The organism is Mesorhizobium sp. M0898 (genome assembly GCF_040319695.1).
Taxonomy (GTDB): Bacteria; Pseudomonadota; Alphaproteobacteria; order Rhizobiales; family Rhizobiaceae; genus Mesorhizobium.
In genome coordinates, this window is sequence record NZ_JAMYOE010000011.1 from 31,402 (window position 1) to 57,990 (window position 26,589).

The following is a 26,589-nucleotide window of genomic DNA, read 5'->3' on the forward strand; positions in this document are numbered from 1 at the left end:
CTATTGCCCCAGCCGTTCGAGCAGCACCGGGACGTGCACCTGATCGGATTTGTAGTTGCCGGTCAGCATGTACATCATAATGTTGACGCCGGCACGCAGCGCATAGATGCGCTGCATCGGATCCGAAGGCACCGTCGGCAATAGCGGGTCGCCATTCTCGTCGACGGCCCAAGCGCCGGCGAAATCATTGGCGGTGATCATGATCGGAGAAACGCCGTCGCCGGTGCGCACCGGGCGGTTCTCGGTGTTGCTGGCTTCGAGCGATGCCTCGACCCAAAGCGGGCTGCCGGCAAAACGGCCAGGAAACTCCGGAAGGATATAGAAGGATTTGGTCAGCACGTGGTCCGACGGCACCGGCTCCAGCGGTGGCACGTTGAGGTTGCCGAGGATGTCGCGCAGCCGCTCCGTCGCCGGGCTGGTCGAATCCGCACCAATGCCATTGGCGAACTGGTCGCGGGTGTCGAACAAGACCGTTCCGCCCTGCTGCATGTAGGCGTCGATGCGGGCGATGGCGGCCTCGCTGGGCATCGGGGCCGAGGGATCGATCGGCCAGTAGATCAGCGGATAGAAGGAAAGTTCGTCCTTCGAGATGTCGACGCCGGCCGGTGCTCCGGGTTCGAGCGCGGTTTTTTCGATAAGAAAGCGGGTCAGGCCTTCGAGCCCGGCGCGGCTGATCGAATCGACACCCGGCTCGCCGGTCAGCACATAGGCGATCCGGGTCTTTGAAATGTCCCCGATCGCCTCCGTATCTCCCGGTTTGGCGTCGTCGGCGCGCGCGACGTCCGCGTGGCCAATCAAAGCGCCGAGCGCAATCAGCAGGACGGCTGCCGTGGCCGCAGCGCCGGCACGGCGCGGCCGGCGCGACAACAGGCCGCCCATCCAGAATACGGCAAGCGTGTCGAGCACCATCAGCACCAGAGCGGCCGTGACAAGCGGACCTTTGAGGTTGTGCTGCTCGTCGAAGGCATACTGGATGGTGGTGACCGGTACCGTGATTTCAGGCCGGGTCAGCGGCGTGAATGCGCTGTCGCCACCGAGCAGATTGTGAGCGAACACTCCCGTCTCCGAGCCGTAGAGGCCGGGCGGGTTTTCCAGCGTCACCGGCAGCGGGCCGGCGCCGGGCACCAGCGGCCTGGCATCCGGCGTCGGCGGCACCAGCGTGCCGTCGGCAGCGATCATGCGATAGGGTGCCAGCGACGTGGCGGCTGCCTCGGCATTGGCGACCGCCGAGCCCTGGTTGCGCGACAATTGCACGATGCGCCGCAGCATCTCGACGAAGCTGCCGGAGATCGGCAGGTTGGACCACGTCGCCTCGGGGGTGACGTGGAACAGTACGAGGGTGCCCTTGTCCTTCTTCATCCCGGTCACCAGCGGCGTACCGTCGGCAAGCGTGGCCCAGGTGCGCTCGACAATGTCGGGCGTCGGCTCGGCCAGCACCTGCCTGGTAACGGTGACCTCGGTCGGCGGCGCGAGGTCGGCGAAGGGACCGGTTTTCGGGAATTCGGTGACCGGCTGCGGCGCCGTCCATGACAGCGCGCCGCCAAGCGATCGCTCGCCGGTGCGCAGCCGGACCGGCAGCAGATCGTCGTCATTGCCGGCAGCGGCCAGCCGCGAACCGGCAAAACGCACCAGCGTGCCGCCCTTGTCGACCCAGTCGACCAGCCTCTGCCGCGCCTGTTCCGGAATGGTGCCGACATCAGCCATGACGATCATCGCCGGTTTCTGGTCGAGCAGTTGCGGGATGGCGTCGGCGAGATCGACGCTCGACGGCTCGACGAGATCGGCGAAGGGCTGCAGGGCGCGGCGAATGTAGTAGAGCGGCGACAGCAGCGGTTGCGCCTGATCAGCCTCGGACTGCGACAGCAGCCCGACGCGGCGGCGTTTTGAGCTCTCATCGAGCACGCGGACGGCACCGGCCTGGCGCTCGCCATCGAGCGCGATGTAGGCGAAGTCGTTGCGCAGTTCGAACGGCACCGCCATCGTGCCGGTTGCGGTGGTTCCGCCCGGGGCAAAGGTCAGCGTCGCGTCGGCAATGCGGCGCCCCTTGTCGTCGAACGCGCCGGCCGTCACCTGTGCAGGTGCCGGATCGCCCGGTGCGCGGATGGCGGTCAGGGCGAAGCCGTCGACCTGGTTGTCGGCGCCGGTCAGGCCGGTCAGCGACAGCCGGTCGGAGACGGCCCAGACGACACGTGCCGCGTTCTTTGACAACAACGTGTTGAAGGCGGCTTCGTCGCCTTGCGCCGCCAAGCCATCGGCGAGCACTGCGACGCTTGCGCCCGGCAGCGACTCCAGGGCTGACGCGACGCGGGCGTAGACGGCGGGGCGGTCGGTCGGGATCGGCCGCGGCTTTGCCGCGCGCAGCCGGTCGAGCGCGGCAGCGGCATCGAAGGGACCGATCTCGGCATTCGGCTTCTCGGCGGTGAAAGCGATGAGCACCGGCACGCCGTTCGAATTGGCATCGGCGATCAGCCGCTCGGCGGTGGCGACCCGCTTGCCCCAGTCGGCGGCACTTGCCCAGTCATTGTCGATCACCAGCGCCAGGGCGGCGCCTTCGGCCGGCAGCTTTTCGCGCGGGTTGAAGACGGGTTCGGCAAGTGCTGCCACGACAAGCGCGGCCATCAGCAGCCTGAGCAGCGTCAGCCACCAAGGGCTCTGCTGCGGCGTTTCTTCGCGCCTCAGCACGCGGGCGAGAATCCTGAGCGGCGGAAACACCTCGGCTTGCGGCCTGGGCGGGGTCAGCCGCAGAAGCCACCAGATCACCGGCAGCGCCAGCAGGCCCCACAGCACCATCGGCGCCCCGAAGGAGAGCGGCAGCCAACTCATGCGCGGGCCCTCCCGGCAAAGCTGCCTTCGGCGGTCATCGCCATGTGGATGCGCACCAGCGCCTCGGAGGCAAGGCGATCGGTATGATTGACGGTAAAGCTCCAGCCAAGCCGTTTGCACCAGGCGGCCAGTTCCTGGCGGCGGGCGGCATAAAGCAGGCGATATTCCTCGCCCAGCATTTCGGCGCGGCCGGCGGTCAGCTTGTCGCCGGTCTCAGGATCGGTGAATTCGGTGCGCCCGGCATAGGGGAAGCTTTCCTCGGCCGGATCGGCGACCTCGACCAGATGGGCGCGCACGCCGTGGCGGGCGGGAACGTCCAGCCACGCAATAGTGTCCTCGACGGGGTCGAGGAAATCGCTGACGAGGACGATGTCGCAGAACCGGCGAATGCCGGATAGATCGGGCTTTGCCGGCAGGTCGCCGGCGTGCATCAGTTGCGCCGCGATGCGCTCGGCGCCATTGCGGGCGGTGAACGGGTCGGTCAGGCCCGGCCAGGCAATGCGCTCGCCGCTGCGCGACAAAAGCTCGGCCATGGCCAACGTCAGCACCAGGGCGCGCGATTCCTTGGAAACGCTGGCCCCGGTCGATTTGTAGAGCATGGAAGGCGAGGGATCGGCCCACAGCCACACCGTGTGGGCAGCCTCCCATTCACGGTCGCGGACATAGGTGTGGTCGTCGCGAGCGGAACGGCGCCAGTCAATGCGCGAGGAATCGCCTTCGACATAGGGCCGGAACTGCCAGAAATTCTCGCCGATACCGCGCTTGCGGCGGCCATGCCAGCCGGCAATTACCGTGTTGACGATGCGGCGCGCCTCGACCAGCAGGTCCGGCACCAACGAAGCCCGCAACCGGCCTCTGGCGAGCGCATCGCGCGTCGCTGCCGGTGCCTGCGCTTCACCGATGCGCGCCATCAAATCCCTTTCGCGAGCTTCGCCACAACATCGCGAACCGTGGTGCCCTCGGCGCGGGCGGCGAAGGTAAGCGCCATGCGGTGCTGCAGCACCGGCTCGGCCAGCGCGCGGACGTCGTCGACCGACGGCGCCAGCCGGCCGTCATAGAGGGCGCGGGCGCGGGTGCACAGCGTCAGCGCCTGGCTGGCGCGCGGGCCTGGGCCCCAGGCGACGTGCTTGTCGGTATCGGCGTTGCCCTGGCCGGGGCGCGCTGAGCGCACCAGCTTGAGGATCGCCTCGACGACGCTTTCCGGCACCGGCATACGGCGGATGAGCGTCTGGATGTCCTTCAGCCGCGCCGGCTGCAGCACGTTTTCAGCCTTGGCATCCTCGATACCGGTGGTTTCCAGCAGGATGCGGCGCTCCGCCTCGATCTCGGGGTAGAGGATATCGACCTGCATCAGGAAGCGGTCGAGCTGCGCTTCCGGCAGCGGATAGGTGCCTTCCTGCTCCAGCGGGTTCTGCGTCGCCAGAACGTGGAACGGTGACGGCAGATCATGGCGCACGCCGGCAATGGTGACGTGGTATTCCTGCATCGACTGCAGCAGCGCCGACTGGGTGCGTGGCGAGGCGCGGTTGATCTCGTCGGCCATCAGCAGTTGCGCAAAGATCGGCCCGGAAATGAAGCGGAAGGAGCGCTTGCCGAATTCATCCTGCTCCATCACTTCGGAGCCGAGAATGTCGGATGGCATCAGGTCGGGCGTGAACTGGATGCGGCGCGAATCGAGGCCGAGCACGATGCCCAGCGTTTCGACCAGCTTGGTCTTGGCGAGGCCGGGCACGCCGACCAGCAGTGCATGGCCGCCGGCCAGCAATGCGACGAGCGTGCGCTCGACGACGCTTTCCTGGCCGAAAATGACCCGGCCGACGCCGTCACGGACCCTCGAAATGTCGGCCAGCGCTTTCTCGGCCTGCGCCACCATGTCCTTTTCGCTGATTGGGCTTTCCTTGATCATAACGCTCATGCAGCATCGATCCTTCTGTTGGAAACACCGCTTGGCACCTTGGTGCCGCAGAGAATGCCGCGATTCGGCTTCGCATGCGCCTGCAATGAACTTAAATCACAGACTTAGGCTGACAAGCGGAACAACAGTGACTATTTCGTGACCATGACGGAAGCCGCCGACCATCGTGAAGAGAGCCTGACGGCCGCGACCGAGGCGCGGGGGCTGGAAGCGCTGGTCTCGCGCGCGACGCGCGCCGGTAAGGGGCCGGCGCCGGTGGAACGCTGGAATCCGGCATTTTGCGGCGATCTCGACATGGAAATCAAGCAGGACGGCACCTGGTTCTATCTGGGAACGCCGATCGGCCGGATGCCGCTGGTGCAGCTTTTTTCCTCAGTGCTGCGCAAGGACGTGGACGGCAGGACTTACCTGGTGACGCCGGTGGAAAAGGTCGGCATCCGCGTCGCCGACGCGCCCTTCATTGCCGTCGAGATGGACGTGTCGGGCGCCGGCGACGGACAAATCATCACCTTTCGCACCAATGTCGGCGACGTGGTCGAGGCTGGGGCGGGACACCCGCTGCGCTTCGTCGATGAGGACGAGACAGGTGGCCTGAAGCCTTATGTGCTGGTGCGCGGGCGGCTGGAGGCGCTGGTGGCACGGCCGGTGATGTACGAGCTGGTCGAGCACGGCGAAGAGATCGACATCGGTGGCAAGAGGATGTTTGCCGTCCGTTCCAAAGGCGAGGTCTATCCAATCATGCCGGCTGAGAAACTGAAACGGCTGAGCGCATGATGGACCGCCTATGATGGATCAGGTGATGCCGTTGCCGTTTTCCGTTGCCGGGTTTCGCCAGCGCGTCGCGGCGCAGCCGCTGGCGCATGCCGGCGACGATTTTGGCGACCACCGCTTCAATCCGGGCCATCCCAGGCTGAAGCTGGCCAAGGCGCTGCGCGATGCCGCCGTGCTGATCCCGGTGGTCGATCATGGCCATGAAGCCACGGTCCTTTTGACCAGGCGGGCCGAAAAGCTGCGCAACCATTCGGGGCAGGTGGCTTTCCCCGGTGGTACCATCGATCAAACCGATGCGAGCCCGGAAGCGGCGGCGTTGCGCGAGACATTCGAGGAGATCGGTCTCGATAGGGATTACATCGAGATCGTCGGCCGTCTGCCGGACTACGTTTCCGGCAGCGGCTATCGCATCGCCCCGGTGCTCGGGATTGTGCGGCCCGGTTTCAGCCTGACGCTGAATTCCGACGAAGTCCATGCCGTCTTCGAGGTGCCGCTGGGCTTTCTGATGGACCCCGCCAACCACACCAGAGACAGTCGCATGTGGAACGACCTCGAATGGTTCTATTACGAGATGCCCTATGGCGGCCAGCGCATCTGGGGCGTCACCGCGGGCATCATCCGTACGCTTTATGAAAGGCTCTATTCGTGAGCGATCCAGTGTCGATCGCGGGCAAGGCCGGGTGGCTCGGCGAACGCCACCTGCAGCGCCTGCTCGCGGCGCTGACTGATGGCGGCGAGGAGGCGCGTGTCGCCGGCGGTGCGGTGCGCAACACGCTCATCGGCCAGCCGGTCGCCGACATCGACATCGCCACCACCACGGTGCCCGAGGAAACCATCCGGCGCGCCGAGGCGGCAGGCTTCAAGACGGTACCGACCGGCATCGAGCATGGCACAGTCACCGCGGTCGGCCACGGCAAGGCCTATGAGGTCACCACGCTGCGTGCCGATATCGAAACCGACGGCCGGCGCGCCAAAGTGTCGTTCGGCCGCGACTGGAAAGCCGACGCTGAGCGGCGTGATTTCACCATCAATGCACTCTATGCCGAAGCCGATGGAACGGTCGTCGATCTGGTCGGCGGTATCGCCGATATCGAAGCGCGGAGGCTGCGATTCATCGGCGATCCGGAAGCCCGTATCCGCGAGGATTATCTGCGCATCCTGCGTTTCTTCCGTTTCTTCGCATGGTATGGCGACGGTAGGCCGGATGCCGAAGGGTTGAAGGCTTGTGCTCGGCTGAAGCAGGGGCTCGACCAGCTTTCGGTCGAGCGCGTCTGGTGGGAATTGAAGAAATTGCTGTCGGCGCCAGATCCGTCGCGGGCGCTGCTGTGGATGCGCCAGGCCGGCGTTCTGACCGCCGTTTTGCCGGAAAGCGAGAAATGGGGCATCGATGCCATCCACGGGCTGACCAAGACCGAGAAGGACCTGGCCTGGGCGCCGGACCCGCTGCTCAGGCTGGAATCCATCGTGCCGCCGGATGCCGCGCGCATGAAAACGCTTGCCGAGAGATTGAGGCTTTCCGTGAGCGAAGCAAGCCGGCTGCGGAATTGGGCGATCACGGCTGCCGTCGATCCGAAAACGACTGAAGGAGAGTTGGCGAAAAGGCTTTATTTTGGCGACCGCCAAGGCTTTGTCGACCGGTTGCGGCTGTTGCTCGCTTCCGCTCGAGCCCGCGCGGTCGAAGACAATGACGCACTGCTCGAAGCCGGCGGCTTCTCGCGCCTGCTTGCCTTCGCTGCAAAATGGCAAAACCCTGTTTTTCCGGTCAAGGGCGCCGATCTGACGACGCTTGGCGCATCACCGGGGCCGAAGCTTGGTGCAACGTTGAAGAATCTCGAAAAGGAATGGGTCGAGTCCGGTTTTGCGCTTGATCGCGGCGCGCTGCTCAAGCGCGCCGCGGAGGCACTCGAATCCTGACCGTCACGCTGCGTCGCGGACCTTTTCGATGCGCGAGCGGATCGCCTCGATCATCGTCTCGCGGATCACCGTCTCGCCGTGCGTCTCGCGCAGATGCTCGACGGCACGGCGCATGACCTCAGCCTCCTCCTCGGCGCGTGTGTGCCACTCGCAGCCGGGTACGAGCGACCCGCAATGGAATTCCTTCATCGGCTTCTCCTCATCTCCTCCTTGGAGCGCCGCGCAGCGCACTGACACGGAAGCTCCAGACCTTTGATTGCGCGATCCGGAAACCGCGTACGGTATCCGGGCTACACGCTGGCCAGCTAAGCATAACACGATCGAACGGTTTTGGTTGCCTTAGAGTGCCGTGCGTCCAAGCCGACACGCGGCCCTCTGGTGATCGGGTTGCGAAAAGGCGGAGCATCGCTGCTCCGCCCTCTTACGCCACCCAGGAGTAAGACCTCGTCTTGCTCCAGCGGGCAGGACATCACTTCACGATCTTGACTGCCTCGGCAATTTTATCCTTGCCGCTCATATCCCACGTGACGCGGACCTTTTCGCCGACCTTCAGGCCAGGATCCTTGAAGGTCTGGGGCAACGTAAAGGTGGCTCCGTTATCCAGAACTAGGCTCATCGCCGTTCCATCAAAGCTTTTGATCGTGCCGGTGGTGTGCTTGACCGCAGCGAATGCGGCAGTACCAGAGGCGAGAACGGCAGTGGCGGCTGCGGTCATAATAAGCTTGCGCATGGCATGCTCTCCTGGAAAATACGGGCACCGCTTGGGAAAGGTGCCCGATTCAATCATGGGCCGTCCGGTCACGTCGGGTCGCGGCTCTCGGGAGTAAAGAACCGCCGGCGTTTCCCGGCCCGACGCGACAAATAGCCCAATCTTTACAATGATATATTAGACGAAAAAGATATTTTCTGGCGCGTCTTGCGCCACATTCGCCGTCAAATTCTGGGGATTTGGACCCGATTGCGGCTCACGTCGTGCTCACCGAGATTTTACGGCCATTTCGCTTCTGGCGGCAGGCTGGACAGGATCGAGGCGACATTGCCGCCGGTCTTTAGCCCGAAGATGGTGCCGCGATCGTGAAGCAAGTTGAATTCGACATAACGGCCGCGGCGGATGAGCTGCTCGTCACGGTCGCCATCGGTCCAGTTGTCATTGAAGTTGGCGCGCACCAGATGTTCGTAGACGACGAGAAAAGATCGCCCGACGTCCTGGACGAAGTTGAAATCGGCGTCCCAGCCGCCTTTGTCCTCATCCGAATGCAGCCAGTCGAAGAAGATACCGCCGGTACCGCGTGGCTCGTCACGGTGCGGCAGGTAGAAGTACTCGTCGCACCAGGCTTTGAATTTCACGTAGTCGGCGATCGCCGCGTTCTTCTCGCAGGCAAATTGCATCGCTCTGTGGAAGGTGATCGTGTCGGGGTCGTCCTGGCTGCGGCGGCGGTCGAGCACCGGTGTCAGATCGGCGCCGCCGCCGAACCACTGGCGCGAGGTGACGACCATGCGCGTGTTCATATGCACGGCCGGCACGTTGGGGTTCCACGGATGGGCGATCAGCGAAATGCCGCTTGCCCAGAAGGAGGGGTCCTCTTCGGCGCCCGGCATCTGCTTCCTGAATTCGGGGGAGAACTCGCCGTGGACGGTCGAGGTGTGGACGCCGACCTTCTCGAAGACGCGGCCGTGCATCATCGACATGATACCGCCGCCGCCCTTGCCGGCATCGCGTTGCCACGGCGTCTTTTCGAAGCGGCCGGGCGACCAGCTAGCCTGCGGCCCCTGCAGGTCCTGCTCGATCTGCTCGAAGCTGGCACAGATGCGCTCGCGCAACGTCTCGAACCACAGCCGTGCCTTCGTCTTCTTCTGTTCGATGTCGGCTGGCAGCCCCGCCGGTATCTCGGGTCGTTGCAAATCCTGTCTCCGGTTGCGGGCGCGCCCGACAAATGACTCGTCTTTTCCGGCCGCGATCCCTAATCTCTTGGGTGCAAGGGTCAAGTGTGAATGGAGTTCTTTCGTGCGCACCCCGGCAAGACCGCCGCTGGATGGCCTGAAGAAGAGGCTCGACCGTTCGCGCGCCGAGAACGCGCGCATGCCGCGCGACGGCTTCCTGCGCGAGACCTTCGTGCTGCCGCGCTCCGACGCTCGTCTCAAGGCGAAGGAATGGTTCGAGCGCTTTCCCAAGCAGGCCTATTGGACCGAGATCGAAAGCTGGTTCGAGCGGCCGGGCGACGTGATCGAGTTCACGATACGACGGTTGCCGGCAGCAGATTAAGGGATGTCACGACAAAAATAGATCGCGCAATTTTGGAGAATCTAGAATTAGGTTCTCACCAAGTAGCTTGCCGAATTTTTCGAAGCCCATTTTCTGCGCCTCATCGAAGCTCAAGGACGTATAGGGCGTTGGCATGCCGCCGGAATCGATCCGATAGATCACGATGAGCTGTGTCTCTTCTTCTGCTTGGATTAGATGTCCCAGCACTGAGGTTCCCTTCCGTATCGCACCATAATCGCACTGCTTCCATTTAGGATGCAACAATCAGCCGCCGCGCCCCGGTCCCCTCCCTTGCCAGCCGGTCGCCCTTGTTCCTCAACGGGCACTTGTCGATCGACATGCAGCCGCAGCCGATGCAGTCGGTCAGCCCGTCGCGCAGTTTCTTCAGCTGGGCGATCTTGTGGTCGAGCCCGTCGCGCCAGGCGGTCGAAAGCAAGTTCCAATCCTCGCGCGTCGGCGTCCGGCCCTCAGGCAGTGACGCAAGGGCCGTGCCGATCTCGGCCAGTGAGATACCGACCTCCTGCGCTACCTTGATGATCGCGACACGGCGCAGCACGTCGCGGCCGTAGCGCCGCTGGTTGCCTGACGTCCGGTGGCTGCGGATCAGCCCGCGGGCCTCATAGAAATGTAGCGCCGACACCGCCACACCGCTGCGCATGGCCACTTGGCCGACCGTCAATTCCGTTACCGGTGCCATCCCTCTTTTTCCGTTCCGATTTTTTCGCTTGACCTAAAGTTAAGTTGAGCTTGTAGCGAAGAAACCCGGGATCTGCAAACCAAGGAGATGGTGATGTGCGCCTGGGCCAGGATGACGGGAGACGGAGTGCCGTTATCCGAGTTGCCGGATGGCTTCACCCGCCACCATGGCGACGGAAAGCGCGACGTTGATGCTGCGCGCAGCGTCTTGCATGGGAATGGTCAATTGGGCATTCGCCGCTTGATGAACAAGATCCGGAACGCCTGCGGATTCGCGGCCGAACAGAAGAATGTCGTCATCGCCGAAGGCGAAGCTGGTGTAAGGGGTCGTGGCTTTGGTCGACAGCAGCACCAGCCGCCGCTTGGCAAGCTTGCGCCAGTCCTCGAAGGCGTGCCAGTCGACGTGCCGGGTGAGCGCCGCCATTTCGAGGTAGTCCATGCCGGCCCGTTTCAGCGCCCGGTCACCGAGCGGGAAGCCCGCCGGTTCGATGATGTCGACGCCGAGACCGAGGCAAGCGGCGAAGCGCAGGATTGTCCCGGTGTTGCCGGCGATATCAGGCTGGTAGAGCGCGATGCGGAGACGGTCGTTCATTTCCGCGTCTTTCTAATAAGTGGCAGATCAGCCACAGAGCTCTCGCGGTTTCGGAAATTCCTGGACTGGCGGGTGGTCATTTTCTGCGAAGTCGGTTATACGGCCAGCATTGTCAACCCGAACCGACGGAGGGGTAATTCATGATGGCCATGCACATCCACCACCCCTCTCGTGGGCTTACCAGCCCGACGGCGGTTTCGGTACGACGATTCTCCTGACCTTCTAGACTTCAATCGCACCGATTCCCGCCGAAACCTTTTTCGGCCTTTGAAGGAATCCTGCGATGTTTTTCAAGCTGTGGAAGGGGCTGAACGCCCCACCTGAACACGCTTCGACCGATGCCACCTTTGCCGCGCCGCGCGTGCCCGCGGCCTGGGTTGGTTCACCCTTCTACCTGCATCTTCAACTGGAGGACGGACCGATGTTCGATCCCTGTAGAATACCCGGCTCAAGAAGCCTGCACGAGCGGAAGACTGCGACCTGGGCGCTTTTGATCGGCGAGACCTACTCGTCGGCGGTTCACGCCGAGACCCGCCGGCGTCCGCATCGCGGTATGCTGCCGGACGTCGATTTCTCGCGCGCCGTTCCGGACTATAGCCGGCCGTCGCTGGTGCGCCGGATCATCAGGCTGATCCGGCCTGGTGCAAAAACCAGCGCGAAAATCCGGATCGTCAAAACGTCGTCAGCATCGTCAAACGAGACTGTCGGCGAAAGGCCCGCGACAACCTATATAGCGCGAAGCAGGACCGGCGAGGCGGACGATTCCGTATCGCCGGTCCTTGACGCCATGCGGTCTGGGCACCCCGTCCGTTCGCGTGCCGCGTGAGCGGAAACAGGTATTGTGAGCATCTCTATGTTTAGCTGGTTTGAAAAAAGGCTCGATCCGTTCCCTGCCAAGGAGCCGGTCGAGCCGCCGCGGACACTGATCGCCTTCTGCGTGCATTATACGCGCGGCGCGTGGCCCTACATCGCTCTCGATGCGGTACTGGTGACGGCCATCGCCCTTGCCGAGGTGTGGATGTTCGGCTTCATGGGCCGGATCGTCGACTGGCTGTCCGGACAGAATCGCGAGACGTTCCTGCAGACCGAAGGCTTGAAGCTGGCCGGGATGGCCTTCATCGTGGTTTTCGCGCTGCCGGCGACGGTCTGGTTCCATTCGCTGCTCAACCAGCAGACGCTGATGGGTAATTATCCGATGCGTATCCGCTGGCAGGTGCATCGTTACCTGCTCAAGCAGTCGATGAGCTTCTATCAGGACGAGTTTGCCGGGCGCATCGCGACCAAGCTGATGCAGACCGCGCTCGCGGTGCGCGAGTGCGTCATCAAGCTCATCGATGTGCTCAACTATATCGTCGTCTATTTTCTCGGCATGCTGTTCATTGTCGGCTCGGCAGACTGGCGGCTGGCTGCGCCGCTTGCCGTCTGGCTTGCCGGATATGTCCTGCTGTTGCGCTATTTCATCCCGCGGCTGGGCAAGGTCGGCGAGGAGCAGGCTAATGCGCGCTCAACCATGACCGGCCGTGTCGTCGACAGCTACTCCAACATCCAGACGGTCAAGCTGTTCTCGCATGCGCGGCGCGAGGCATCCTTCGCCAAGGACGGTATGGCCGGCTTTCTCGATACAGTCTACCGGTCGATGCGGTTGGTGACGCAGCTCTACGGCCTGCTCTACGTCCTGAATTCGCTGCTGTTGTTTTCGGTCACTGCAATCTCGCTATGGCTGTGGCTCGGCCAAGTCGTGACGATCGGCGCCGTCGCCCTGGTCATCGGCCTCGTGCTTCGGCTCTGGGGCATGTCGCAATGGATCATGTGGGAGATGTCCACGCTGTTCGAGAATATCGGCACGGTGCAGGACGGCATCGCCTCGATCTCGCTGCCGCGCCTCGTCGAAGACCGGCCTGGCGCCAACGATATTGCCGTGACCAAGGGGGAGATCCGTTTTGAGGACATCCGCTTCCACTATGGCAAGCAGAAGGGCGTGATCGAAAGCCTGTCGCTGACGGTGAAGCCGGGCGAGAAGGTCGGCATCGTCGGCCGTTCGGGTGCCGGCAAGTCGACGCTGGTCAATCTTCTGTTGCGCTTCTATGACCTCGAAAGCGGCAAGGTCCTGATCGACGGCCAGGACATTGCGGCGGTGACGCAGGACTCGCTGCGCGCCCAGATCGGCATGGTCACGCAGGACACCTCGCTGCTGCATCGCTCGGTGCGCGAGAATATCCTCTATGGCCGGCCGGACGCCAGCGACCAGATGCTGATCGAGGCGGCGCGGCGCGCCGAGGCGCTGGATTTCATCGCCGGATTGTCGGATTCTAACGGTCGAAAGGGTTTCGACGCGCATGTCGGTGATCGCGGCGTCAAATTGTCCGGCGGCCAGCGGCAACGCATCGCCATAGCCCGTGTCATGCTGAAGGACGCACCAATCCTTATCCTCGACGAAGCGACCTCCGCCCTCGATTCCGAGGCCGAGGCGGCCATCCAGGAGAACCTCTACAGACTGATGCAAGGCAAGACCGTCATCGCCATTGCGCACCGGCTGTCGACGATCGCCGCCATGGACCGGCTCGTCGTTATGGACAAGGGCCGCGTCATCGAGGAAGGTTCGCATGAGGAACTGGTTGCCAGCGGCGGGCTCTATGCCCAGCTCTGGCAGCGCCAGTCGGGCGGCTTCCTGCTCGACGACGGCCCCTCCGCCAACGATGCAGCCGCCAACGATGCAATCGCCAAGGGTGAAGCCGCCGAATGATGACTGCCATCTACCGCTGGTTCGAGAACTGGGTCTATCCATTCCGCGAGCCTGCGGACCTTCGCCCACCTGCCGGCGTCAGGGGTTTCCTCTGGCATTATGTCGGGCAGGCGAAGATCGCCTTCTTCGCCATGCTGGTGATCGGCGGCATCGCGCCGCTGGTCGAAGCCGGACTGTTCTATTTCGTCGGGCGGCTGGTCGACATCCTCGACCAGCTTCCCGGTGAACGCAGCTGGCACGCTCTGTGGACTGCCGCCGGCCCGGAACTTGTCTTCATGATCGCGGTGGTGCTGGTCATCCGCACCATTGTCGTCGGCCTGTCGGCGCTGGTCGACGAGCAGACGATCACGCCGGGTTTCTATAATCTGGTGCGCTGGCAGGCGCATCGCCATGTCTCGCGCCAATCCTACGCCTTCTTCCAGAACGACTTTGCCGGGCGTATCGCGACCAAGGTCTGGCAGGCGGGACAGGCGACCGGCGATCTGATGGAAAGCTTCATCGAGGTGGTCTGGTTCATGGTCGTCTATACGGTGACGACGCTGGCGCTGGTCGCCGGGCTCGATCTCCGGCTGGCGGTGCTGGTGGTGATCTGGATTACCGCCTTCGGCTTTCTGGCCAGGCGCTATTTGCCGGCAATCCGCAAACATGCCGAAGCCACCGCCGAAGCCGGCTCGATGATCACCGGCCGCCTTGTCGATTCCTATTCGAACGTGCAGACGTTGAAACTGTTCTCGGCCGATGGCGACGACCGCTACATCAGGAACGGCTTCGACATCTATCTCGACGCGCTGCGCCCGTTCACCCGCAGGCTGACCGGCGTGCGCATGGCGCTGACGATGCTGTCGGGCATTATGATCACGGCGATCGCCTGCTTTGCCGTTTATCTCTGGGTCGAGGGTGCGATCACAGTCGGCGCCGTGGCTTTCACGCTGTCTTTGGTGCTGCGGCTGAACATGCTGCTCGGCCGGCTGATGATGCAGCTCAACGGCATCTTGCGGAACCTCGGCGTGCTGGAGAATTCCAAGGCGCTGATCTCACAGCCGCTCGGCCTGACCGATGCGCCGGACGCGAAAGAGCTTGTCGTCGGCGGCGGGCGCATCAACGTCAGCAATGTGGAGTTCCACTACGGCAAGGGGTCCGGCGTGCTCAACGGCATCGACCTCGTCGTGCGGCCGGGCGAAAAGGTCGGCCTGGTCGGCCCGTCCGGCGCCGGCAAGACGACCTTGGTCAATCTGATCCTGCGCCTCTACGACCTCGAGAGCGGCAAGATCACCATTGACGGGCAGGACGTCTCCAGGGTCACGCAGAATTCGCTGCGCGCCAATATCGGCGTCGTCAGCCAGGATACGGCACTTTTCCACCGCTCGCTGCGCGACAACATCAAGCTCGGCATGCCGGAAGCGACCGACGCCGAGGTGGTCGCGGCAGCGAAGAAGGCCGAGGCGCACGAGTTCATCCTCGGTCTGCGCGACAATCGCGATCGTATCGGCTACGAGGCCTATGTCGGCGAGCGCGGCGTCAAGCTCTCCGGCGGCCAGCGCCAGCGCGTGGCGATCGCCCGCGTCTTCCTCAAGGATGCGCCGATCCTGGTGCTCGATGAGGCGACCTCGGCGCTCGATTCCGACATCGAGGCGGCGATCCAGGAAAATCTGGCAAGGCTGATGGAAGGCAAGACGGTCATCGCCATCGCGCATCGGCTGTCGACCATTGCGGCACTCGACCGGCTGGTGGTGCTCGACGAGGGCCGCATCGTCGAGCAAGGCACGCATGACGAGCTGGTCGGGCTCGACGGGCTCTATGCCAGGCTGTGGAAGCGGCAGTCCGGAGGTTTCCTGTTCAACGAGGAGAGCGCGCTGGCCGAGACCCGGCCGGCGGAGTAGTTTCTAAAGACCGGAGTAGACCATGGCGGTGAGAATGCCATCGAATTTCGGACGGTCCGGCGCGCAGGAGAGCGCGTTGGACCTGCTTGGCCATGAAATCCTCGGCGAGAAGGCGGCCGCGCTCGGCCGCGCCGGCCGGCGCGTCGAGGAAACATTGACGAGGCTGCGCGAGAATTGCGACGATGTCGACCGCGCCCGGCTGCTCAGGGATGCAGCCGAAGCGGTGCACGGGTATTTCATCCAGCGCGAACTCTGCGGCCTTCGCAAGCACGACGCGGTGATCCGGGAATACAACATTCCCAACGCCGTGCTGGCCAGGCTCGGCGCCAGCGCATGATCCGAACCGGAACTGGTTTGAGAAGCGTTATTCCAGCCACTCGGTGATGAAGCTGCCGTTCTCGTGTATGTCGGTGGTTTCCAGCGGGCCTGGCCCGACATTGGTGAATTTGTGCGGCGTGTTCGGCGGTACGACCAGGATCTGGCCGGCGGTGGCCTCGATCTGCCGGTCGCCGACGGTGAACAGGCCGGTGCCGGTCCGGATAATAAAAATCTCGCAATAGGGATGGCTGTGCAGCCTGGGGCCGCCGCCGATCTCGGGCAGGTAGTTGAAGATCAGGCAGCTGCGGGAGCCGTAAGCTCCGCCTTGCAGCTCGCCCTGCCAGTGGTCGGGCCAGCGGTCGGGCGCTTCGGCCCATTTGCCGCGGTCTATGACATGCGCCATAGGCCGAGGATAAACCGGGCCAGCGCCAGCTGTCGAGGCGAACGCAGCCATTTGGTTTTGCTGCTGTTTTCCAATCGTTCCGCCGTGCGAATTACGCCCCCGCGACAATCTGCCCTTGTGCCTTCACCCGTCTGGACAAAAACAGGCTTCACGCATAAACCCAAGTCCCAAATGCCGGAGGAATTCGCTAGCCTGTTCGCCATGCGCTGTCGGGCCGGCGCGATTGAGCGGGGAACAAGGCTCGGCCGCCGGCACGGAAGAGGCGAAAGGATCAGGCACCCGTGAGCGCAACCGACACCCAGGATCCCAACCGTCGTGATTTTCTCTACGTCGCCACCGGCATGGCCGCAGTGGTCGGCGCGGGCGCCGTTGCCTGGCCATTCATCGACCAGATGCGCCCGGATGCCTCGACGCTGGCGCTCGCCTCGGTCGAGGTCGACGTCTCCTCGCTGACGCCGGGAATGTCGCTCGTCGTGAAGTGGCGCGGCAAGCCGGTTGTCGTGCGCAACCGCACCGAAAAGGAGATGAAGGACGCCGAGGCGGTCAATCTCGCCGAGCTCAAGGATCCAATTGCCCGCAATGCCAACCTGCCGGCCGACGCGCCGGCAACCGACGCCAACCGGACCACGCCGGGCAAGGAAGCCTGGATGGTGATGGTCCAGGTCTGCACCCATCTCGGCTGCATCCCGCTCGGCCAGGAAGGCGATTTCGGCGGCTGGTTCTGCCCATGCCACGGTTCGCAATACGATACGGCCGGCCGCATCCGAAAGGGACCGGCGCCGGAGAACATGGCGGTGCCGGTGTTTCAATTCGTTTCCGACACCAAGATCCGTATCGGCTGAGGCAAGGGATATTTCGATGAGCGAGGGACACTCGACCTATACGCCCAAGACCGGTATCGGACGCTGGTTCGATTCCCGCATGCCGCTCCCGCGGCTGGTCTATGACAGCTTCATCGCCTATCCGGTGCCGCGCAACCTGAACTATGCCTGGACCTTCGGCGGCATCCTTGCGCTTATGTTGGCGGCGCAGATCCTGACCGGTATCGTGCTGGCCATGCACTATGCGGCCGACAGCACTCTCGCCTTCGATTCGGTCGAAAAGATCATGCGCGACGTGAATTCGGGCTGGCTGCTGCGCTACCTGCATTCGAACGGCGCGTCGTTCTTCTTCGTCGCCGTCTACATCCATATCTTCCGCGGGCTCTACTACGGCTCCTACAAGGCGCCGCGCGAGCTGCTGTGGATCCTCGGCTGTATCATCTACCTGCTGATGATGGCGACCGGATTCATGGGCTACGTGCTGCCCTGGGGCCAGATGAGCTTCTGGGGCGCCACCGTCATCACCGGTTTCTTCACCGCCATACCTCTGGTCGGCGACTGGATCCAGCAGCTTTTGCTCGGCGGCTTCGCGGTCGACAATCCGACGCTGAACCGCTTCTTTGCGCTGCATTACCTTCTGCCGTTCATGATCGCCGGCGTTGTCGTGCTGCACATCTGGGCGCTTCACGTCGTCGGCCAGAACAATCCGACCGGCATCGAGGTCAAATCGAAGACCGACACGCTCGCCTTCACGCCTTACGCGACCATCAAGGATGGGTTCGGCATGATCGTGTTCCTGTTCGTCTTCGCCTATTTCGTCTTTTATCTGCCGAACTATCTCGGCCATCCGGACAATTACACCGTTGCCAACCCCCTGAAGACGCCGGCCCACATTGTGCCGGAATGGTATTTCCTGCCGTTCTACGCGATCCTGCGCGCTATCACCTTCAATATCGGGCCCATCAACTCCAAGCTCGGCGGCGTGCTCTGCATGTTCGGCGCGATTGTCATGCTGTTCCTGGTGCCGTGGCTCGACACCTCGAAGGTGCGCTCGGCAGTCTACCGGCCCTGGTACAAGCTGTTCTTCTGGCTGTTCGTGGCCGACTCCATCCTGCTCGGCTGGCTGGGCTCGCAGCCGGCCGAGGGCAGCTATGTATTCATGGCGCAGATGGCGACGCTGTTCTACTTCGCCTTCTTCCTGGTAGCGCTGCCGGTGCTCGGGCTGATCGAAAAGCCGCGGCGGCTGCCGAACTCGATCACCGAGGCGGTGCTCGAGAAGAACAAGGGCGGCGGTGGACATCCTGCCGGCGCCACGACCGCGCCGGAAACCAAGGGCTGAGCATGATTCCGAAAAGTGGAAACCGGTACTCGGACAAGGTCATGCTCGAGACGGTGACGGCGCGTCAGAGAATCTCAAGGGGATTTGGCATGAAGAAGATTCTCTCCTCGCTGGCGCTGCTTGGCCTTTTGGCCGCGGGCATGGGTGCCGCAAGCACTGGAGCCAGCGCCCAGGAAGAGGCGCACAATGAGGCGGCGCCGACGCATTTCCCGATACACGAACCGGAGGAAATGGATTGGAGCTTCGCCGGGCCATTCGGCACCTACGACAAGGCCCAGCTGCAGCGCGGGCTGAAGGTCTACAAGGAAGTCTGCTCGGCCTGCCATTCGATGAATTTGGTGGCGTTCCGTACACTGGAGGGCCTTGGCTATTCGGATGCGCAGATCAAGACGCTGGCGGCCGAATATACGATCCATGACGGACCGAACGATGCCGGCGACATGTTCGATCGTCCCGGCAAGCCGTCCGACCATTTCCCGGCGCCGTTCCCCAATGTGGAAGCGGCGGCGGCGGCAAATGGCGGCGCAGCACCGCCCGACATGTCGCTGCTGGCAAAGGCGCGCGGGGTCGAACGCGGCTTCCCGCGCTTCGTCTTCGATATCTTTACCCAGTATGCCCAGGGCGGCCCCGACTACATCCACTCGCTGCTGACCGGCTACGACCAGCAGCCGCCGGCGGGCATGGTCATACCAGAAGGCACGTACTACAATCCGTACTTCCTGTCCGGCGTGTCGCTGAAGATGCCGAAGCCGCTCTCTGACGGCCAGGTAACCTATGATGACGGCGCGCCGCAGACGGTCGACCAGTATTCGCGTGACGTGTCGGCCTTCCTGATGTGGGCGGCCGAGCCACACCTCGAGGACCGCAAGAAGACCGGCTTTCGCGTACTGGTCTTCCTGCTGCTGTTCGGCGCACTGGTCTACCTGACCAAGCGCAAGGTGTGGGCCGGCGTGGCGCACTGAGCCCTGCGATCTACGAGAATGCGAGGGCGTCGAAAGACGCCCTTCTCATTGCAGGCATGTCGATTCATCGCTGCCGGCGCAGAGTGGCCCCTTTGCCGGACAATTTTCCGTCAGGCGTCACATGGCCGTAGCCGGACTTAGCTGCACCGGGTTACGATTGGCCAATTCCCTTCACGTCTTCAGCCGAATCTGAAAGGCCCGGAGAGCCGCTTGATGAAATCCTCGCTCGAAGAGACGCTGCTTGCCGCGATCCGCACCATTCCGGATTATCCCAAGCCGGGCATCCTGTTTCGCGACATCACCACGCTGCTCGGCAATGCGCGGGCCTTCCGCCGCGCCATCGACGAACTGGTGCATCCCTATGCCGGCCTCAAGATCGACAAGATCGCCGGCATCGAGGCGCGCGGCTTCATCCTCGGCGGCGCCATCGCCCACCAGCTCTCGGCCGGCTTCGTGCCGATCCGCAAGAAGGGCAAGTTGCCTTCCGAGACGGTGCGCGTCGCCTACAGCCTGGAATACGGGCTGGACGAGATGGAGATGCACAAAGACGGTGTTTCTCCAGGCGAGAAGGTAATCCTCGTCGACGATTTGATCGCCACCGGCGGCACGGCCGAGGCGGCCGTCAAGCTATTGCGGCAGATCGGCGCCGACATCCTCGCCGCCTGCTTCGTCATCGACCTGCCGGACCTTGGCGGCCGCGAGAGGTTAGAGGCGCTCGGCGTACCGGTGAGGACGCTGATCGGGTTTGAGGGGCATTGAGCGTTTCTTCCTTCTCCCCTTCTTGTGGAGAAGGGAAGAACTCCGCTCACTCCACCTTCACCAGCACGGCACTTTCGAATTCGATGACCTTGTCGCCGGTCGAATCGAAGGCCTCCGAGCGGAGCGTCAGCAGCCGCCAGCCCGGTCGCGAGGCGATGGGGCGATGGGCCAGCGCGGTGCGGGTGAAAGTCACGGTTTCCCCGGCATAGACAGGTTTGGGCCATTTGAGGTTCTTGAAGCCGGGCGAGGGACCGAATTCCGGCACCGGCCCGGGACCGGGCCAGCGGGCGACCTCTGCCTCTATGCCAGCCTGGAGGTTCAATTTCATCCAGGTGGCGGCGGTGTGCCAGCCCGAGGCGCAGAGCCCGCCGAATATGCTGTTCCTCGCCGCCTCTTCGTCGATATGGAATATCTGCGGGTCGTATTTGCGGGCGAACGCCTTGACCGCCTCCGGTTCGAATCGATGTGAACCGAGCGTGACGGTGATACCGATGCAGAAGAATTCGTCGAGGCTCACGCACTGCCCTCGCGGGTGAGGAACATGACGGTGTTTTCGAGCTCGAAAACACCTTCGCCGCGCTGGTTGAACAACTCGCTGCGCATGGTCACCAGGCCAAGGCGGGGTTTCGATCTGGACAGTCGCTTGGCAAGGACGGTGGTGCTGCCGGTCAACAGGTCGCCGGCCAGGACCGGCCGTTTCCATTTGACCTGGTCGACGCCCGGCGCGCCTTGGGAGGTTGAGTCGAGCAGGAAGGCATCGCACAGCATGCGCATGAACATGGCGCAGGTGTGCCAGCCTGAAGCCGCCAGCCCGCCGAGGATGCTGGCCTTGCCCGCGGCCTCGTCGAGATGCATCGGCTGGGCATCGAACTCGTTGGCGAATTCTATGATTTCGGCGGCGCTTACCAACTTGGTGCCCAGGTCGAGCGAAGCGCCCTCGACAAAATCCTCATAAGCCCAGGTCTTTGCGGTCATGGTTTGGAAATCCTGTTCAGGATTGTACGATCGCTACGGGTCCGGGTCCCGGATGCAGGCAGGGCGGCATTTGGTCAAGCAATTTCTATTGCGCCAGCCCGCTGCGCCCAAGCCGCAGCGCGGTATTGACGACCCTATAGCCAGCCGCGGCGGCGGAAATACCAGAAGGGCAGGATTGCCGAAAGCACCATCATGCCGATGGCGAAGGGATAGCCAAAGTGCCATTTGAGCTCAGGGATGATGTCGAAATTCATGCCGTAGATCGAAGCGACAAGCGTCGGCGGCAGGAAGATGACAGCGGCGACGGAGAAGATCTTGATGATGGCGTTCTGCTCGATCGAGATCATGCCGAGCGTCGCGTCGAGCAGGAAGCTGATCTTCTGCGACAGGAACGTGGCGTGGTCGGCGAGCGACAGCACGTCGCGCGACAAGGTCTTGATGCGAGCGCGGGTATCCTTGCTCATCCGGCTTTGCGTGGAGGCATGGGCGAGAAAGCCGGCAAGGCGCTGCAGCGAGATCAGGCTGTCGCGGATCGAGGAGGCGAGGTCCTCCTTGCGGCCAATGCCTTTCAACAGCTCCTGGAAGTCGCGGTTGCGCTTGGAAACCTTGGTCGAGCGTGCCTCGAAGATGTCGCGCGAGATCGCCTCGACGTCGCGGCCGGCGCGCTCCAGAATGTCGGCGAGGCGGTCGACGATCGCCTCCAGCAGTCCGATCAGGATGGTGTCGCCGCTGGTGCAGCCGGTCGCCACCTTCTCCGCGCGCAGCGGAAAGGTCTTGAACGCCTTCGGCTCGTGGTAACGCACGGTGATCAGCCTGCTTCCGGCGAGCACGAAGGTGACCGGCGACATCAAGGGATCGTTCACCTCGGTCTGCGCAGGCAGAATGGCGGTCATGAAGTAGGCGCCGTCCTCGACGTAGAGACGGCTCGAGATCTCGATCTCTTCCATCTCTTCGCGGGTCGGAACGGCGATGCCGAGCCAGGTCTCGATTGTCGTCTCTTCTTCCTTTGTCGGGTTGAAGAGGTCGACCCAGACGACAGTGTCGCTGTTTTGCACGAGATCGTCGACCAGGCGCAGGCGATCATTGTCGACGACGAAGGCCTTGATCATCGCCGGGGTCTCCCTTGCTGTTGCCAAAGAGCGTTCGTTTGGAGGGGGCGCGTCAGTCACATCGCACGGACACGGGCAGGCGAGGCGCGAGGCCGGTGCAGAGGCCCCTTAGACCCCGCACGATGGCCCGTCAAGCAGCGCAAGAGGCACTGCGACACCCTGCTTTGAAGTTTGTCATCGAGCGACGGCAATGGTGACCATTGGGCTCCCTCGCCGGTTCAGGTGTTGAACTTGAACAGCATGATGTCGCCGTCCTGGACGACATACTCCTTGCCTTCGTCGCGCGCCTTGCCGGCCTCCTTGGCCGCGACTTCGCCGCCCAGCCTGACGAAGTCCTCATAGGCGATGGTCTGGGCGCGGATGAAGCCGCGCTCGAAATCGGTGTGGATGACGCCTGCCGCCTGCGGCGCCTTGGCGCCCTTGTGCACGGTCCAGGCGCGTGTCTCCTTGGGGCCAACGGTAAAGTAGGTGATGAGCTGGAGCAGCTCGTAGCCGGCGCGGATGACCTTGTTCAGGCCGGGTTCGTCCAGACCGAGCGTTGCCAGGAATTCCATTTCCTCTTCGTCCGAGAGCTGGGCGACCTCGGCCTCGATCGCCGCGGAAATCACAACGGTGCGGGCACCTTGCGCGGCGGCCATCTTCTCGACCGCCCTGGTATGCGCGTTGCCGGTGGCGGCATCGGCTTCCGCGACGTTGCAGACGTAAAGCACCGGGTGTGAGGTCAAGAGATTCAGCCCCTGCAGGATGCGTAGATCCTCAGCCGAGATGCCGTTGAGCAGGATGCGGGCGGGCTTGCCCGCCTGCAGCAGTTCAAGCGCCGCTTCCATCATCGGAAGTGCGGTCGCTGCTTCCTTGTCCTTGCCGGCGGCACGCTTGCGGATCTGCACGATGCGGCGCTCAAGGCTGTCGAGGTCGGCAAGCATCAATTCGGTTTCGACGGTCTCGGCATCAGCGACAGGATCGATGCGGCCCTCGACATGGGTGACGTCGTCATCCTCGAAGCAGCGCAGCACATGGACGATGGCGTCGACCTCACGGATGTTGGCGAGGAATTGGTTGCCAAGCCCTTCGCCTTTGGAGGCGCCACGCACCAGGCCGGCAATGTCGACGAACGAGATGCGGGTCGGGATGATCTCCTTCGACTTGCCGATCGCGGCGATCTTCTGCAGGCGCGGATCGGGCACCGCCACCTCGCCGGTATTCGGTTCGATGGTGCAGAACGGATAATTGGCGGCCTGCGCCGCCGCCGTCCTGGTCAACGCATTGAAGAGCGTCGACTTGCCGACATTGGGCAAGCCAACGATGCCGCATTTGAAACCCATTTTTGTCTGGTCCTATCGGGAAATCGAAATTTGATCAGGGCTATGGGCGAAAGCGCCGATGATCGTCAAGGCGCAATTCAATTCAGACGCTGCGCGATGTCATCGGTGCCTATCGCCAACGAATGAACGCCGGACCTGTTCAGTATTTGCAGAAGATGCCAGAACGCGTCGACCTCAGCGGTTCCGAAATCGATGGTCAGTTGCCTGTCGAGCAATTGCGCACTGTGAATGACGTTTCCGACGGTCTCCGATGTTTCACGCTCGCCATCGATATCGAACCAGCCGCGAAACCATTCGTCGAAGAGATCGCCGTCGAGCTCATTTATAGGGAATTTAAAATGAATCTCATCCCACCTGAAAGGTGAGATGAGGACATCCATTCCACCCATCGCGGCGTGAATATCCGGAGAGAATTTCACATAGGAATCGCTGTTGATGAATTGCGGATTTGGCTGTCCGTCATTACTAACGAAATCAACCGCGATGAAATTTCGATAGAAGGAATCGACGTTCGAAAACTTGATTTCGGTCGCATGCGATCCTTGGCAGTTGCGTGCAAGTTCCCCGGCAGCGGTGACGAAATAATCAACATACTTCTGTCTGATGAGACGGACCAATTCCTGAATGTCATCCAGATCCATGGCTCAGTCCTTGCCGCCAAAAAGCTTCTTCAGCATGGCCGCCATCGGGCCGGTTTCGGGCAGCTTGGCCGCCGGCTGCTGCGGCCGCGCCTGGCGGACGTGGCTTTGCGCCTTTGGCGCCTTGGGCGGCGGGCGATCGTCGTCGTCCGTCGGCGTGAGCTTGTCGCGCAGCGCCAGCGTCACACGGTTCATGAAGGAATTGTCGTCGCGCTTGGCAAGCAATCCGGCACCATCGGCGATTGCGTCGAGCAGCACGTCCAGCCATTCGCGATCGGCCTTGGCGAAATCGCCGAGCACATGGCCATGCACCATTTCCTTGACGCCGGGGTGGCCGACGCCGATGCGCACACGGCGAAAATCCTTGCCGACGTGCTGGTCGAGGGAGCGGATGCCGTTGTGGCCGCCGGAACCGCCACCGACCTTGACCCGCACCTTGCCGGCGGCAAGGTCGATCTCGTCATAAAAGACAGTCAGCGCCGAAGGGCCGAGCTTGTAGAAGCGCAAGGCTTCGCCGACCGCCTGGCCGGACAGGTTCATGAAGGTCTGCGGCTTGATCAGGATCACCTTTTCGCCGGCAAGCGTGCCTTCGGCAATCAGACCCTGGAATTTCTTCGACCAAGGCGAAAAGGAATGGCGGCGGGCGATCGCGTCCGCCGCCATGAAGCCGACATTGTGCCGGTTGTTGGCGTATTTCGCGCCCGGATTGCCGAGGCCTGCAAAGACAAGCATCGTCGCCTCCGGGCGGGAAGGGGTTACTTCTCTTCGGCGGCAGGAGCCGCTTCGGGCGCAGCCGCTTCAGTCGTCTCTTCCGCAGCCTCCGGCTTCATCGCCGAGGAGCCGGCAATGGTCGCGATGGTGAAGTCGCGGTCGGAGATCACCGGCTTGACGCCGGCCGGCAAGGTGACGGCCGAAATGTGGATCGAATCGCCGATATCGGTACCGGTGAGATCGACGGTGATGAAATCCGGGATCGCATTGGCCGGGCAGTGGAACTCGACCTCGTGGCGCACGATGTTGAGCACGCCGCCGCGTTTGATGCCGGGCGACTTGTCTTCATTGATGAAGTGCACGGGCACATCGACGTTGACTTCGGTATCCTTGCCGATGCGCAGGAAATCGACATGGACAGGGAAATCCTTGACCGGGTCGAGCTGAAAATCCTTGGGCAGAACCTGGATCTTGTTGCCGTCGACATCGATCGTGGCGACCGTGGTCAGAAACCCGCCGCCATGGATCTTGTAGTAGATGTCCTTGTAGGTCAGCGCAATCGCCAGGGGAGGCTGCTTGTCGCCGTAAATCACTGCAGGCACTTTACCGTTGCGGCGAACTGCACGGGCGGACCCCTTACCGACCTGTTCGCGCGCTTCGGCCTTGAGCTCGTAAGTATCGTGGCTCATGGCATTTCCTTTCGCGTTGTTCTGGAGCGTTCGCGGCCGGCAACGTGCCGGGGCCGTAAACGTCGAAAGCCGACATAGCTAACGCATGACCTGGTCCGAAAACCGGAATCCACTTTTCGGGATCATGCGGGAAGGCGGCCTTCCGCCGCGTTGCCTCCAAGGGTGTCTACGCGGGTGGCGGCTCTATAGCGGAAGGCGGCGCGAGGTGCAAGCGGGCGGCCCATCAGGCCGGAAGTAGCAATGCCGAAAGCGATGCTGCAACGTACAGCCCAACCCCGAAAGACAGATGGGCCATAAGGCTGCGCAGGCGCGCAGTGCGCGGGTTGGGAACTTTCGAAGCCGCGATGCCGATCCCAAAAGCCGGTTGCATCACGAAGAACGGGCGACGATGGTGCAGACGCCGACCAACAGGGCCGGAAGCACTGTCGGGTGCCGTGCCCAGTCGAGGCCCCACACTCCAATCAGCGCTGCGGCAAATACGATGCCGGTCGCGTAATGCGCACTCCATCCAATGGCGGTATCCAATGGCGGTTTCGCCGCGAACGCGGGCAGCTTGTGCGATATTCGCATGTGCAAAACGTCCATGTGGAAAGTGCCCGATCCAGCGGCCGACCCAGGCGTAATCAAGCGGTGGAATCGCGAACATTCGCTTCAGAAACCATCCGCAGAGGTCCATCAGGGCTGTCGCGCCGATTCCAACGACGGCCGCACGAACAACGAACTCCAACATTTTGGCATCTCTTGTTTCACCCGTTGTCGCCTATTGTCGTGGAGTCCAGTGCGTTCTTTCGCCCGACGCCTTGGCAATCCTCAGGGCACGAGGCTGGGCCCCGCGCCGGTTCGAAGGCGGCTTCCCCGACTGGGTGGCTGCAGGCCTGGGGGTAGAGGCCGTGAATTACGAAAGCGGTTAACGGCCGCCAAAATCGGTGTCGCCGCCCAAGCCCGA

30 protein-coding genes are annotated in these 26,589 nt (G+C 62.9%); 12 read left to right on the plus strand and 18 right to left on the minus strand.

Annotation, left to right across the window (positions count from 1 at the left end):
* From NKH90_RS14550 to NKH90_RS14560, 3 genes are read right to left on the minus strand one after another with little or no spacing between them, the layout of a single operon-like run.
* Positions 1-2,823, minus strand: a complete 2,823-nt coding sequence (locus NKH90_RS14550) for a DUF4159 domain-containing protein (protein WP_352819910.1) — start codon at positions 2,821-2,823, stop codon at positions 1-3.
* A complete protein-coding gene (locus NKH90_RS14555) occupies positions 2,820-3,734 on the minus strand; it encodes a DUF58 domain-containing protein (RefSeq protein WP_352540998.1) in 915 nt (304 codons plus the stop codon). Before NKH90_RS14555 ends, NKH90_RS14550 begins: the two co-directional genes overlap by 4 nt.
* Positions 3,734-4,738: an AAA family ATPase gene (locus tag NKH90_RS14560; protein WP_352450525.1), complete on the minus strand. Its 1,005-nt coding sequence runs from the start codon at positions 4,736-4,738 to the stop codon at positions 3,734-3,736. The genes NKH90_RS14555 and NKH90_RS14560 overlap by 1 nt, the downstream gene beginning before the upstream one ends.
* Positions 4,739-4,882: 144 nt before the next feature.
* Between NKH90_RS14560 and NKH90_RS14565 the strand changes: the two genes are divergently transcribed.
* From NKH90_RS14565 to NKH90_RS14575, 3 genes are read left to right on the plus strand one after another with little or no spacing between them, the layout of a single operon-like run.
* Positions 4,883-5,512 carry a DUF1285 domain-containing protein gene (locus NKH90_RS14565; protein WP_352683969.1) on the plus strand — a complete coding sequence of 210 codons (630 nt, stop codon included), beginning with the start codon at positions 4,883-4,885 and terminating at the stop codon, positions 5,510-5,512.
* Between the two features lie 13 nt (positions 5,513-5,525).
* Positions 5,526-6,158 carry a CoA pyrophosphatase gene (locus NKH90_RS14570; protein ID WP_352541101.1) on the plus strand — a complete coding sequence of 211 codons (633 nt, stop codon included), beginning with the start codon at positions 5,526-5,528 and terminating at the stop codon, positions 6,156-6,158.
* Positions 6,155-7,423: a CCA tRNA nucleotidyltransferase gene (locus NKH90_RS14575; protein ID WP_352819911.1), complete on the plus strand. Its 1,269-nt coding sequence runs from the start codon at positions 6,155-6,157 to the stop codon at positions 7,421-7,423. The genes NKH90_RS14570 and NKH90_RS14575 overlap by 4 nt, the downstream gene beginning before the upstream one ends.
* A gap of 3 nt (positions 7,424-7,426) precedes the next feature.
* On the opposite strand, the gene NKH90_RS14580 is transcribed toward NKH90_RS14575, so the two are convergent.
* The 3 genes from NKH90_RS14580 to hemF all read right to left on the minus strand — a co-directional run bounded on the left by NKH90_RS14580 (position 7,427) and on the right by hemF (position 9,325).
* A complete protein-coding gene (locus tag NKH90_RS14580) occupies positions 7,427-7,612 on the minus strand; it encodes a DUF1059 domain-containing protein (protein ID WP_023679490.1) in 186 nt (61 codons plus the stop codon).
* A gap of 280 nt (positions 7,613-7,892) precedes the next feature.
* Positions 7,893-8,153, minus strand: coding sequence for a DUF1344 domain-containing protein (locus tag NKH90_RS14585; protein WP_352541000.1), 261 nt, complete (start codon positions 8,151-8,153; stop codon positions 7,893-7,895).
* A 257-nt stretch (positions 8,154-8,410) separates the two neighbouring features.
* Positions 8,411-9,325 (minus strand): oxygen-dependent coproporphyrinogen oxidase, encoded by a 915-nt coding sequence (gene hemF, locus NKH90_RS14590; RefSeq protein ID WP_352819912.1) that lies wholly within the window; start codon positions 9,323-9,325, stop codon positions 8,411-8,413.
* 103 nt (positions 9,326-9,428) lie between these two features.
* Between hemF and NKH90_RS14595 the strand changes: the two genes are divergently transcribed.
* The gene (locus tag NKH90_RS14595; protein WP_023679487.1) at positions 9,429-9,686 is read left to right on the plus strand and encodes a hypothetical protein; all 258 of its coding nucleotides are present in this window, start codon (positions 9,429-9,431) and stop codon (positions 9,684-9,686) included.
* A 6-nt stretch (positions 9,687-9,692) separates the two neighbouring features.
* On the opposite strand, the gene NKH90_RS14600 is transcribed toward NKH90_RS14595, so the two are convergent.
* From NKH90_RS14600 to NKH90_RS14610, 3 genes are all read right to left on the minus strand, one after another.
* Positions 9,693-9,893 (minus strand): hypothetical protein, encoded by a 201-nt coding sequence (locus NKH90_RS14600; RefSeq protein WP_352819913.1) that lies wholly within the window; start codon positions 9,891-9,893, stop codon positions 9,693-9,695.
* Between the two features lie 43 nt (positions 9,894-9,936).
* Positions 9,937-10,383, minus strand: a complete 447-nt coding sequence (gene soxR / locus NKH90_RS14605; RefSeq protein WP_352541003.1) for a redox-sensitive transcriptional activator SoxR — start codon at positions 10,381-10,383, stop codon at positions 9,937-9,939.
* Positions 10,384-10,515: 132 nt separating this feature from the next.
* On the minus strand, positions 10,516-10,974 hold the full coding sequence (locus NKH90_RS14610) for a tRNA (cytidine(34)-2'-O)-methyltransferase (protein WP_352541004.1): 459 nt from the start codon (positions 10,972-10,974) through the stop codon (positions 10,516-10,518).
* Between the two features lie 283 nt (positions 10,975-11,257).
* On the opposite strand from NKH90_RS14610, the gene NKH90_RS14615 reads away from it, so the two are divergent.
* From NKH90_RS14615 to NKH90_RS14630, 4 genes are read left to right on the plus strand one after another with little or no spacing between them, the layout of a single operon-like run.
* Positions 11,258-11,800, plus strand: a complete 543-nt coding sequence (locus NKH90_RS14615) for a hypothetical protein (protein ID WP_352469727.1) — start codon at positions 11,258-11,260, stop codon at positions 11,798-11,800.
* Positions 11,801-11,827: 27 nt separating this feature from the next.
* Positions 11,828-13,717 carry an ABC transporter ATP-binding protein gene (locus NKH90_RS14620; RefSeq protein WP_352819914.1) on the plus strand — a complete coding sequence of 630 codons (1,890 nt, stop codon included), beginning with the start codon at positions 11,828-11,830 and terminating at the stop codon, positions 13,715-13,717.
* On the plus strand, positions 13,714-15,597 hold the full coding sequence (locus tag NKH90_RS14625) for an ABC transporter ATP-binding protein (RefSeq protein ID WP_352819915.1): 1,884 nt from the start codon (positions 13,714-13,716) through the stop codon (positions 15,595-15,597). The genes NKH90_RS14620 and NKH90_RS14625 overlap by 4 nt, the downstream gene beginning before the upstream one ends.
* Before the next feature lie 22 nt (positions 15,598-15,619).
* A complete protein-coding gene (locus tag NKH90_RS14630) occupies positions 15,620-15,934 on the plus strand; it encodes a DUF6665 family protein (protein WP_352819916.1) in 315 nt (104 codons plus the stop codon).
* Positions 15,935-15,961: 27 nt separating this feature from the next.
* Here the strand turns inward: NKH90_RS14630 and NKH90_RS14635 are convergent, their stop codons facing one another.
* Positions 15,962-16,318 carry a cupin domain-containing protein gene (locus NKH90_RS14635; RefSeq protein ID WP_352819963.1) on the minus strand — a complete coding sequence of 119 codons (357 nt, stop codon included), beginning with the start codon at positions 16,316-16,318 and terminating at the stop codon, positions 15,962-15,964.
* 281 nt (positions 16,319-16,599) lie between these two features.
* Between NKH90_RS14635 and petA the strand changes: the two genes are divergently transcribed.
* From petA to NKH90_RS14655, 4 genes are all read left to right on the plus strand, one after another.
* A complete protein-coding gene (petA, locus tag NKH90_RS14640; RefSeq protein WP_352541007.1) occupies positions 16,600-17,160 on the plus strand; it encodes a ubiquinol-cytochrome c reductase iron-sulfur subunit in 561 nt (186 codons plus the stop codon).
* Between the two features lie 16 nt (positions 17,161-17,176).
* Positions 17,177-18,478 carry a cytochrome b gene (locus NKH90_RS14645; protein ID WP_352469732.1) on the plus strand — a complete coding sequence of 434 codons (1,302 nt, stop codon included), beginning with the start codon at positions 17,177-17,179 and terminating at the stop codon, positions 18,476-18,478.
* 89 nt (positions 18,479-18,567) lie between these two features.
* On the plus strand, positions 18,568-19,440 hold the full coding sequence (locus NKH90_RS14650) for a cytochrome c1 (protein ID WP_352772563.1): 873 nt from the start codon (positions 18,568-18,570) through the stop codon (positions 19,438-19,440).
* Positions 19,441-19,653: 213 nt separating this feature from the next.
* Entirely contained in the window at positions 19,654-20,199 is a 546-nt protein-coding gene (locus tag NKH90_RS14655; protein WP_352469734.1) for an adenine phosphoribosyltransferase, read from the plus strand.
* 46 nt (positions 20,200-20,245) lie between these two features.
* On the opposite strand, the gene NKH90_RS14660 is transcribed toward NKH90_RS14655, so the two are convergent.
* The 8 genes from NKH90_RS14660 to NKH90_RS14695 all read right to left on the minus strand — a co-directional run bounded on the left by NKH90_RS14660 (position 20,246) and on the right by NKH90_RS14695 (position 26,373).
* Positions 20,246-20,716: a MaoC family dehydratase gene (locus tag NKH90_RS14660; protein WP_352772566.1), complete on the minus strand. Its 471-nt coding sequence runs from the start codon at positions 20,714-20,716 to the stop codon at positions 20,246-20,248.
* A complete protein-coding gene (locus NKH90_RS14665; RefSeq protein WP_352770919.1) occupies positions 20,713-21,174 on the minus strand; it encodes a MaoC family dehydratase in 462 nt (153 codons plus the stop codon). The genes NKH90_RS14660 and NKH90_RS14665 overlap by 4 nt, the downstream gene beginning before the upstream one ends.
* Positions 21,175-21,308: 134 nt before the next feature.
* Entirely contained in the window at positions 21,309-22,283 is a 975-nt protein-coding gene (gene corA / locus NKH90_RS14670) for a magnesium/cobalt transporter CorA (protein WP_352469737.1), read from the minus strand.
* Between the two features lie 218 nt (positions 22,284-22,501).
* A complete protein-coding gene (gene ychF, locus NKH90_RS14675) occupies positions 22,502-23,605 on the minus strand; it encodes a redox-regulated ATPase YchF (RefSeq protein ID WP_352469740.1) in 1,104 nt (367 codons plus the stop codon).
* A 77-nt stretch (positions 23,606-23,682) separates the two neighbouring features.
* On the minus strand, positions 23,683-24,246 hold the full coding sequence (locus NKH90_RS14680; RefSeq protein WP_352819917.1) for a hypothetical protein: 564 nt from the start codon (positions 24,244-24,246) through the stop codon (positions 23,683-23,685).
* Positions 24,247-24,249: 3 nt separating this feature from the next.
* Positions 24,250-24,975: an aminoacyl-tRNA hydrolase gene (pth, locus tag NKH90_RS14685; RefSeq protein WP_352819918.1), complete on the minus strand. Its 726-nt coding sequence runs from the start codon at positions 24,973-24,975 to the stop codon at positions 24,250-24,252.
* A 23-nt stretch (positions 24,976-24,998) separates the two neighbouring features.
* Positions 24,999-25,643 (minus strand): 50S ribosomal protein L25/general stress protein Ctc, encoded by a 645-nt coding sequence (locus NKH90_RS14690; RefSeq protein WP_352469743.1) that lies wholly within the window; start codon positions 25,641-25,643, stop codon positions 24,999-25,001.
* A gap of 223 nt (positions 25,644-25,866) precedes the next feature.
* Positions 25,867-26,373, minus strand: a complete 507-nt coding sequence (locus tag NKH90_RS14695) for a DUF2938 family protein (protein WP_352819919.1) — start codon at positions 26,371-26,373, stop codon at positions 25,867-25,869.
* Positions 26,374-26,589: the final 216 nt, after the last annotated feature.

Coding starts and splice junctions, on each gene's coding strand:
- NKH90_RS14550 (WP_352819910.1), bottom strand. CDS start 2,823: ATGAGTTGGCTGCCGCTCTCCTTCGGGGCGCCGATGGTGCTGTGGGGC.
- NKH90_RS14555 (WP_352540998.1), bottom strand. CDS start 3,734: ATGGCGCGCATCGGTGAAGCGCAGGCACCGGCAGCGACGCGCGATGCG.
- NKH90_RS14560 (WP_352450525.1), bottom strand. CDS start 4,738: ATGAGCGTTATGATCAAGGAAAGCCCAATCAGCGAAAAGGACATGGTG.
- NKH90_RS14565 (WP_352683969.1), top strand. CDS start 4,883: ATGACGGAAGCCGCCGACCATCGTGAAGAGAGCCTGACGGCCGCGACC.
- NKH90_RS14570 (WP_352541101.1), top strand. CDS start 5,526: ATGGATCAGGTGATGCCGTTGCCGTTTTCCGTTGCCGGGTTTCGCCAG.
- NKH90_RS14580 (WP_023679490.1), bottom strand. CDS start 7,612: ATGAAGGAATTCCATTGCGGGTCGCTCGTACCCGGCTGCGAGTGGCAC.
- NKH90_RS14585 (WP_352541000.1), bottom strand. CDS start 8,153: ATGCGCAAGCTTATTATGACCGCAGCCGCCACTGCCGTTCTCGCCTCT.
- soxR (WP_352541003.1), bottom strand. CDS start 10,383: ATGGCACCGGTAACGGAATTGACGGTCGGCCAAGTGGCCATGCGCAGC.
- NKH90_RS14610 (WP_352541004.1), bottom strand. CDS start 10,974: ATGAACGACCGTCTCCGCATCGCGCTCTACCAGCCTGATATCGCCGGC.
- NKH90_RS14615 (WP_352469727.1), top strand. CDS start 11,258: ATGTTTTTCAAGCTGTGGAAGGGGCTGAACGCCCCACCTGAACACGCT.
- NKH90_RS14620 (WP_352819914.1), top strand. CDS start 11,828: ATGTTTAGCTGGTTTGAAAAAAGGCTCGATCCGTTCCCTGCCAAGGAG.
- NKH90_RS14625 (WP_352819915.1), top strand. CDS start 13,714: ATGATGACTGCCATCTACCGCTGGTTCGAGAACTGGGTCTATCCATTC.
- NKH90_RS14630 (WP_352819916.1), top strand. CDS start 15,620: ATGGCGGTGAGAATGCCATCGAATTTCGGACGGTCCGGCGCGCAGGAG.
- NKH90_RS14635 (WP_352819963.1), bottom strand. CDS start 16,318: ATGGCGCATGTCATAGACCGCGGCAAATGGGCCGAAGCGCCCGACCGC.
- NKH90_RS14645 (WP_352469732.1), top strand. CDS start 17,177: ATGAGCGAGGGACACTCGACCTATACGCCCAAGACCGGTATCGGACGC.
- NKH90_RS14650 (WP_352772563.1), top strand. CDS start 18,568: ATGAAGAAGATTCTCTCCTCGCTGGCGCTGCTTGGCCTTTTGGCCGCG.
- NKH90_RS14655 (WP_352469734.1), top strand. CDS start 19,654: ATGAAATCCTCGCTCGAAGAGACGCTGCTTGCCGCGATCCGCACCATT.
- NKH90_RS14665 (WP_352770919.1), bottom strand. CDS start 21,174: ATGACCGCAAAGACCTGGGCTTATGAGGATTTTGTCGAGGGCGCTTCG.
- corA (WP_352469737.1), bottom strand. CDS start 22,283: ATGATCAAGGCCTTCGTCGTCGACAATGATCGCCTGCGCCTGGTCGAC.
- ychF (WP_352469740.1), bottom strand. CDS start 23,605: ATGGGTTTCAAATGCGGCATCGTTGGCTTGCCCAATGTCGGCAAGTCG.
- NKH90_RS14680 (WP_352819917.1), bottom strand. CDS start 24,246: ATGGATCTGGATGACATTCAGGAATTGGTCCGTCTCATCAGACAGAAG.
- pth (WP_352819918.1), bottom strand. CDS start 24,975: ATGCTTGTCTTTGCAGGCCTCGGCAATCCGGGCGCGAAATACGCCAAC.
- NKH90_RS14690 (WP_352469743.1), bottom strand. CDS start 25,643: ATGAGCCACGATACTTACGAGCTCAAGGCCGAAGCGCGCGAACAGGTC.
- NKH90_RS14695 (WP_352819919.1), bottom strand. CDS start 26,373: ATGTTGGAGTTCGTTGTTCGTGCGGCCGTCGTTGGAATCGGCGCGACA.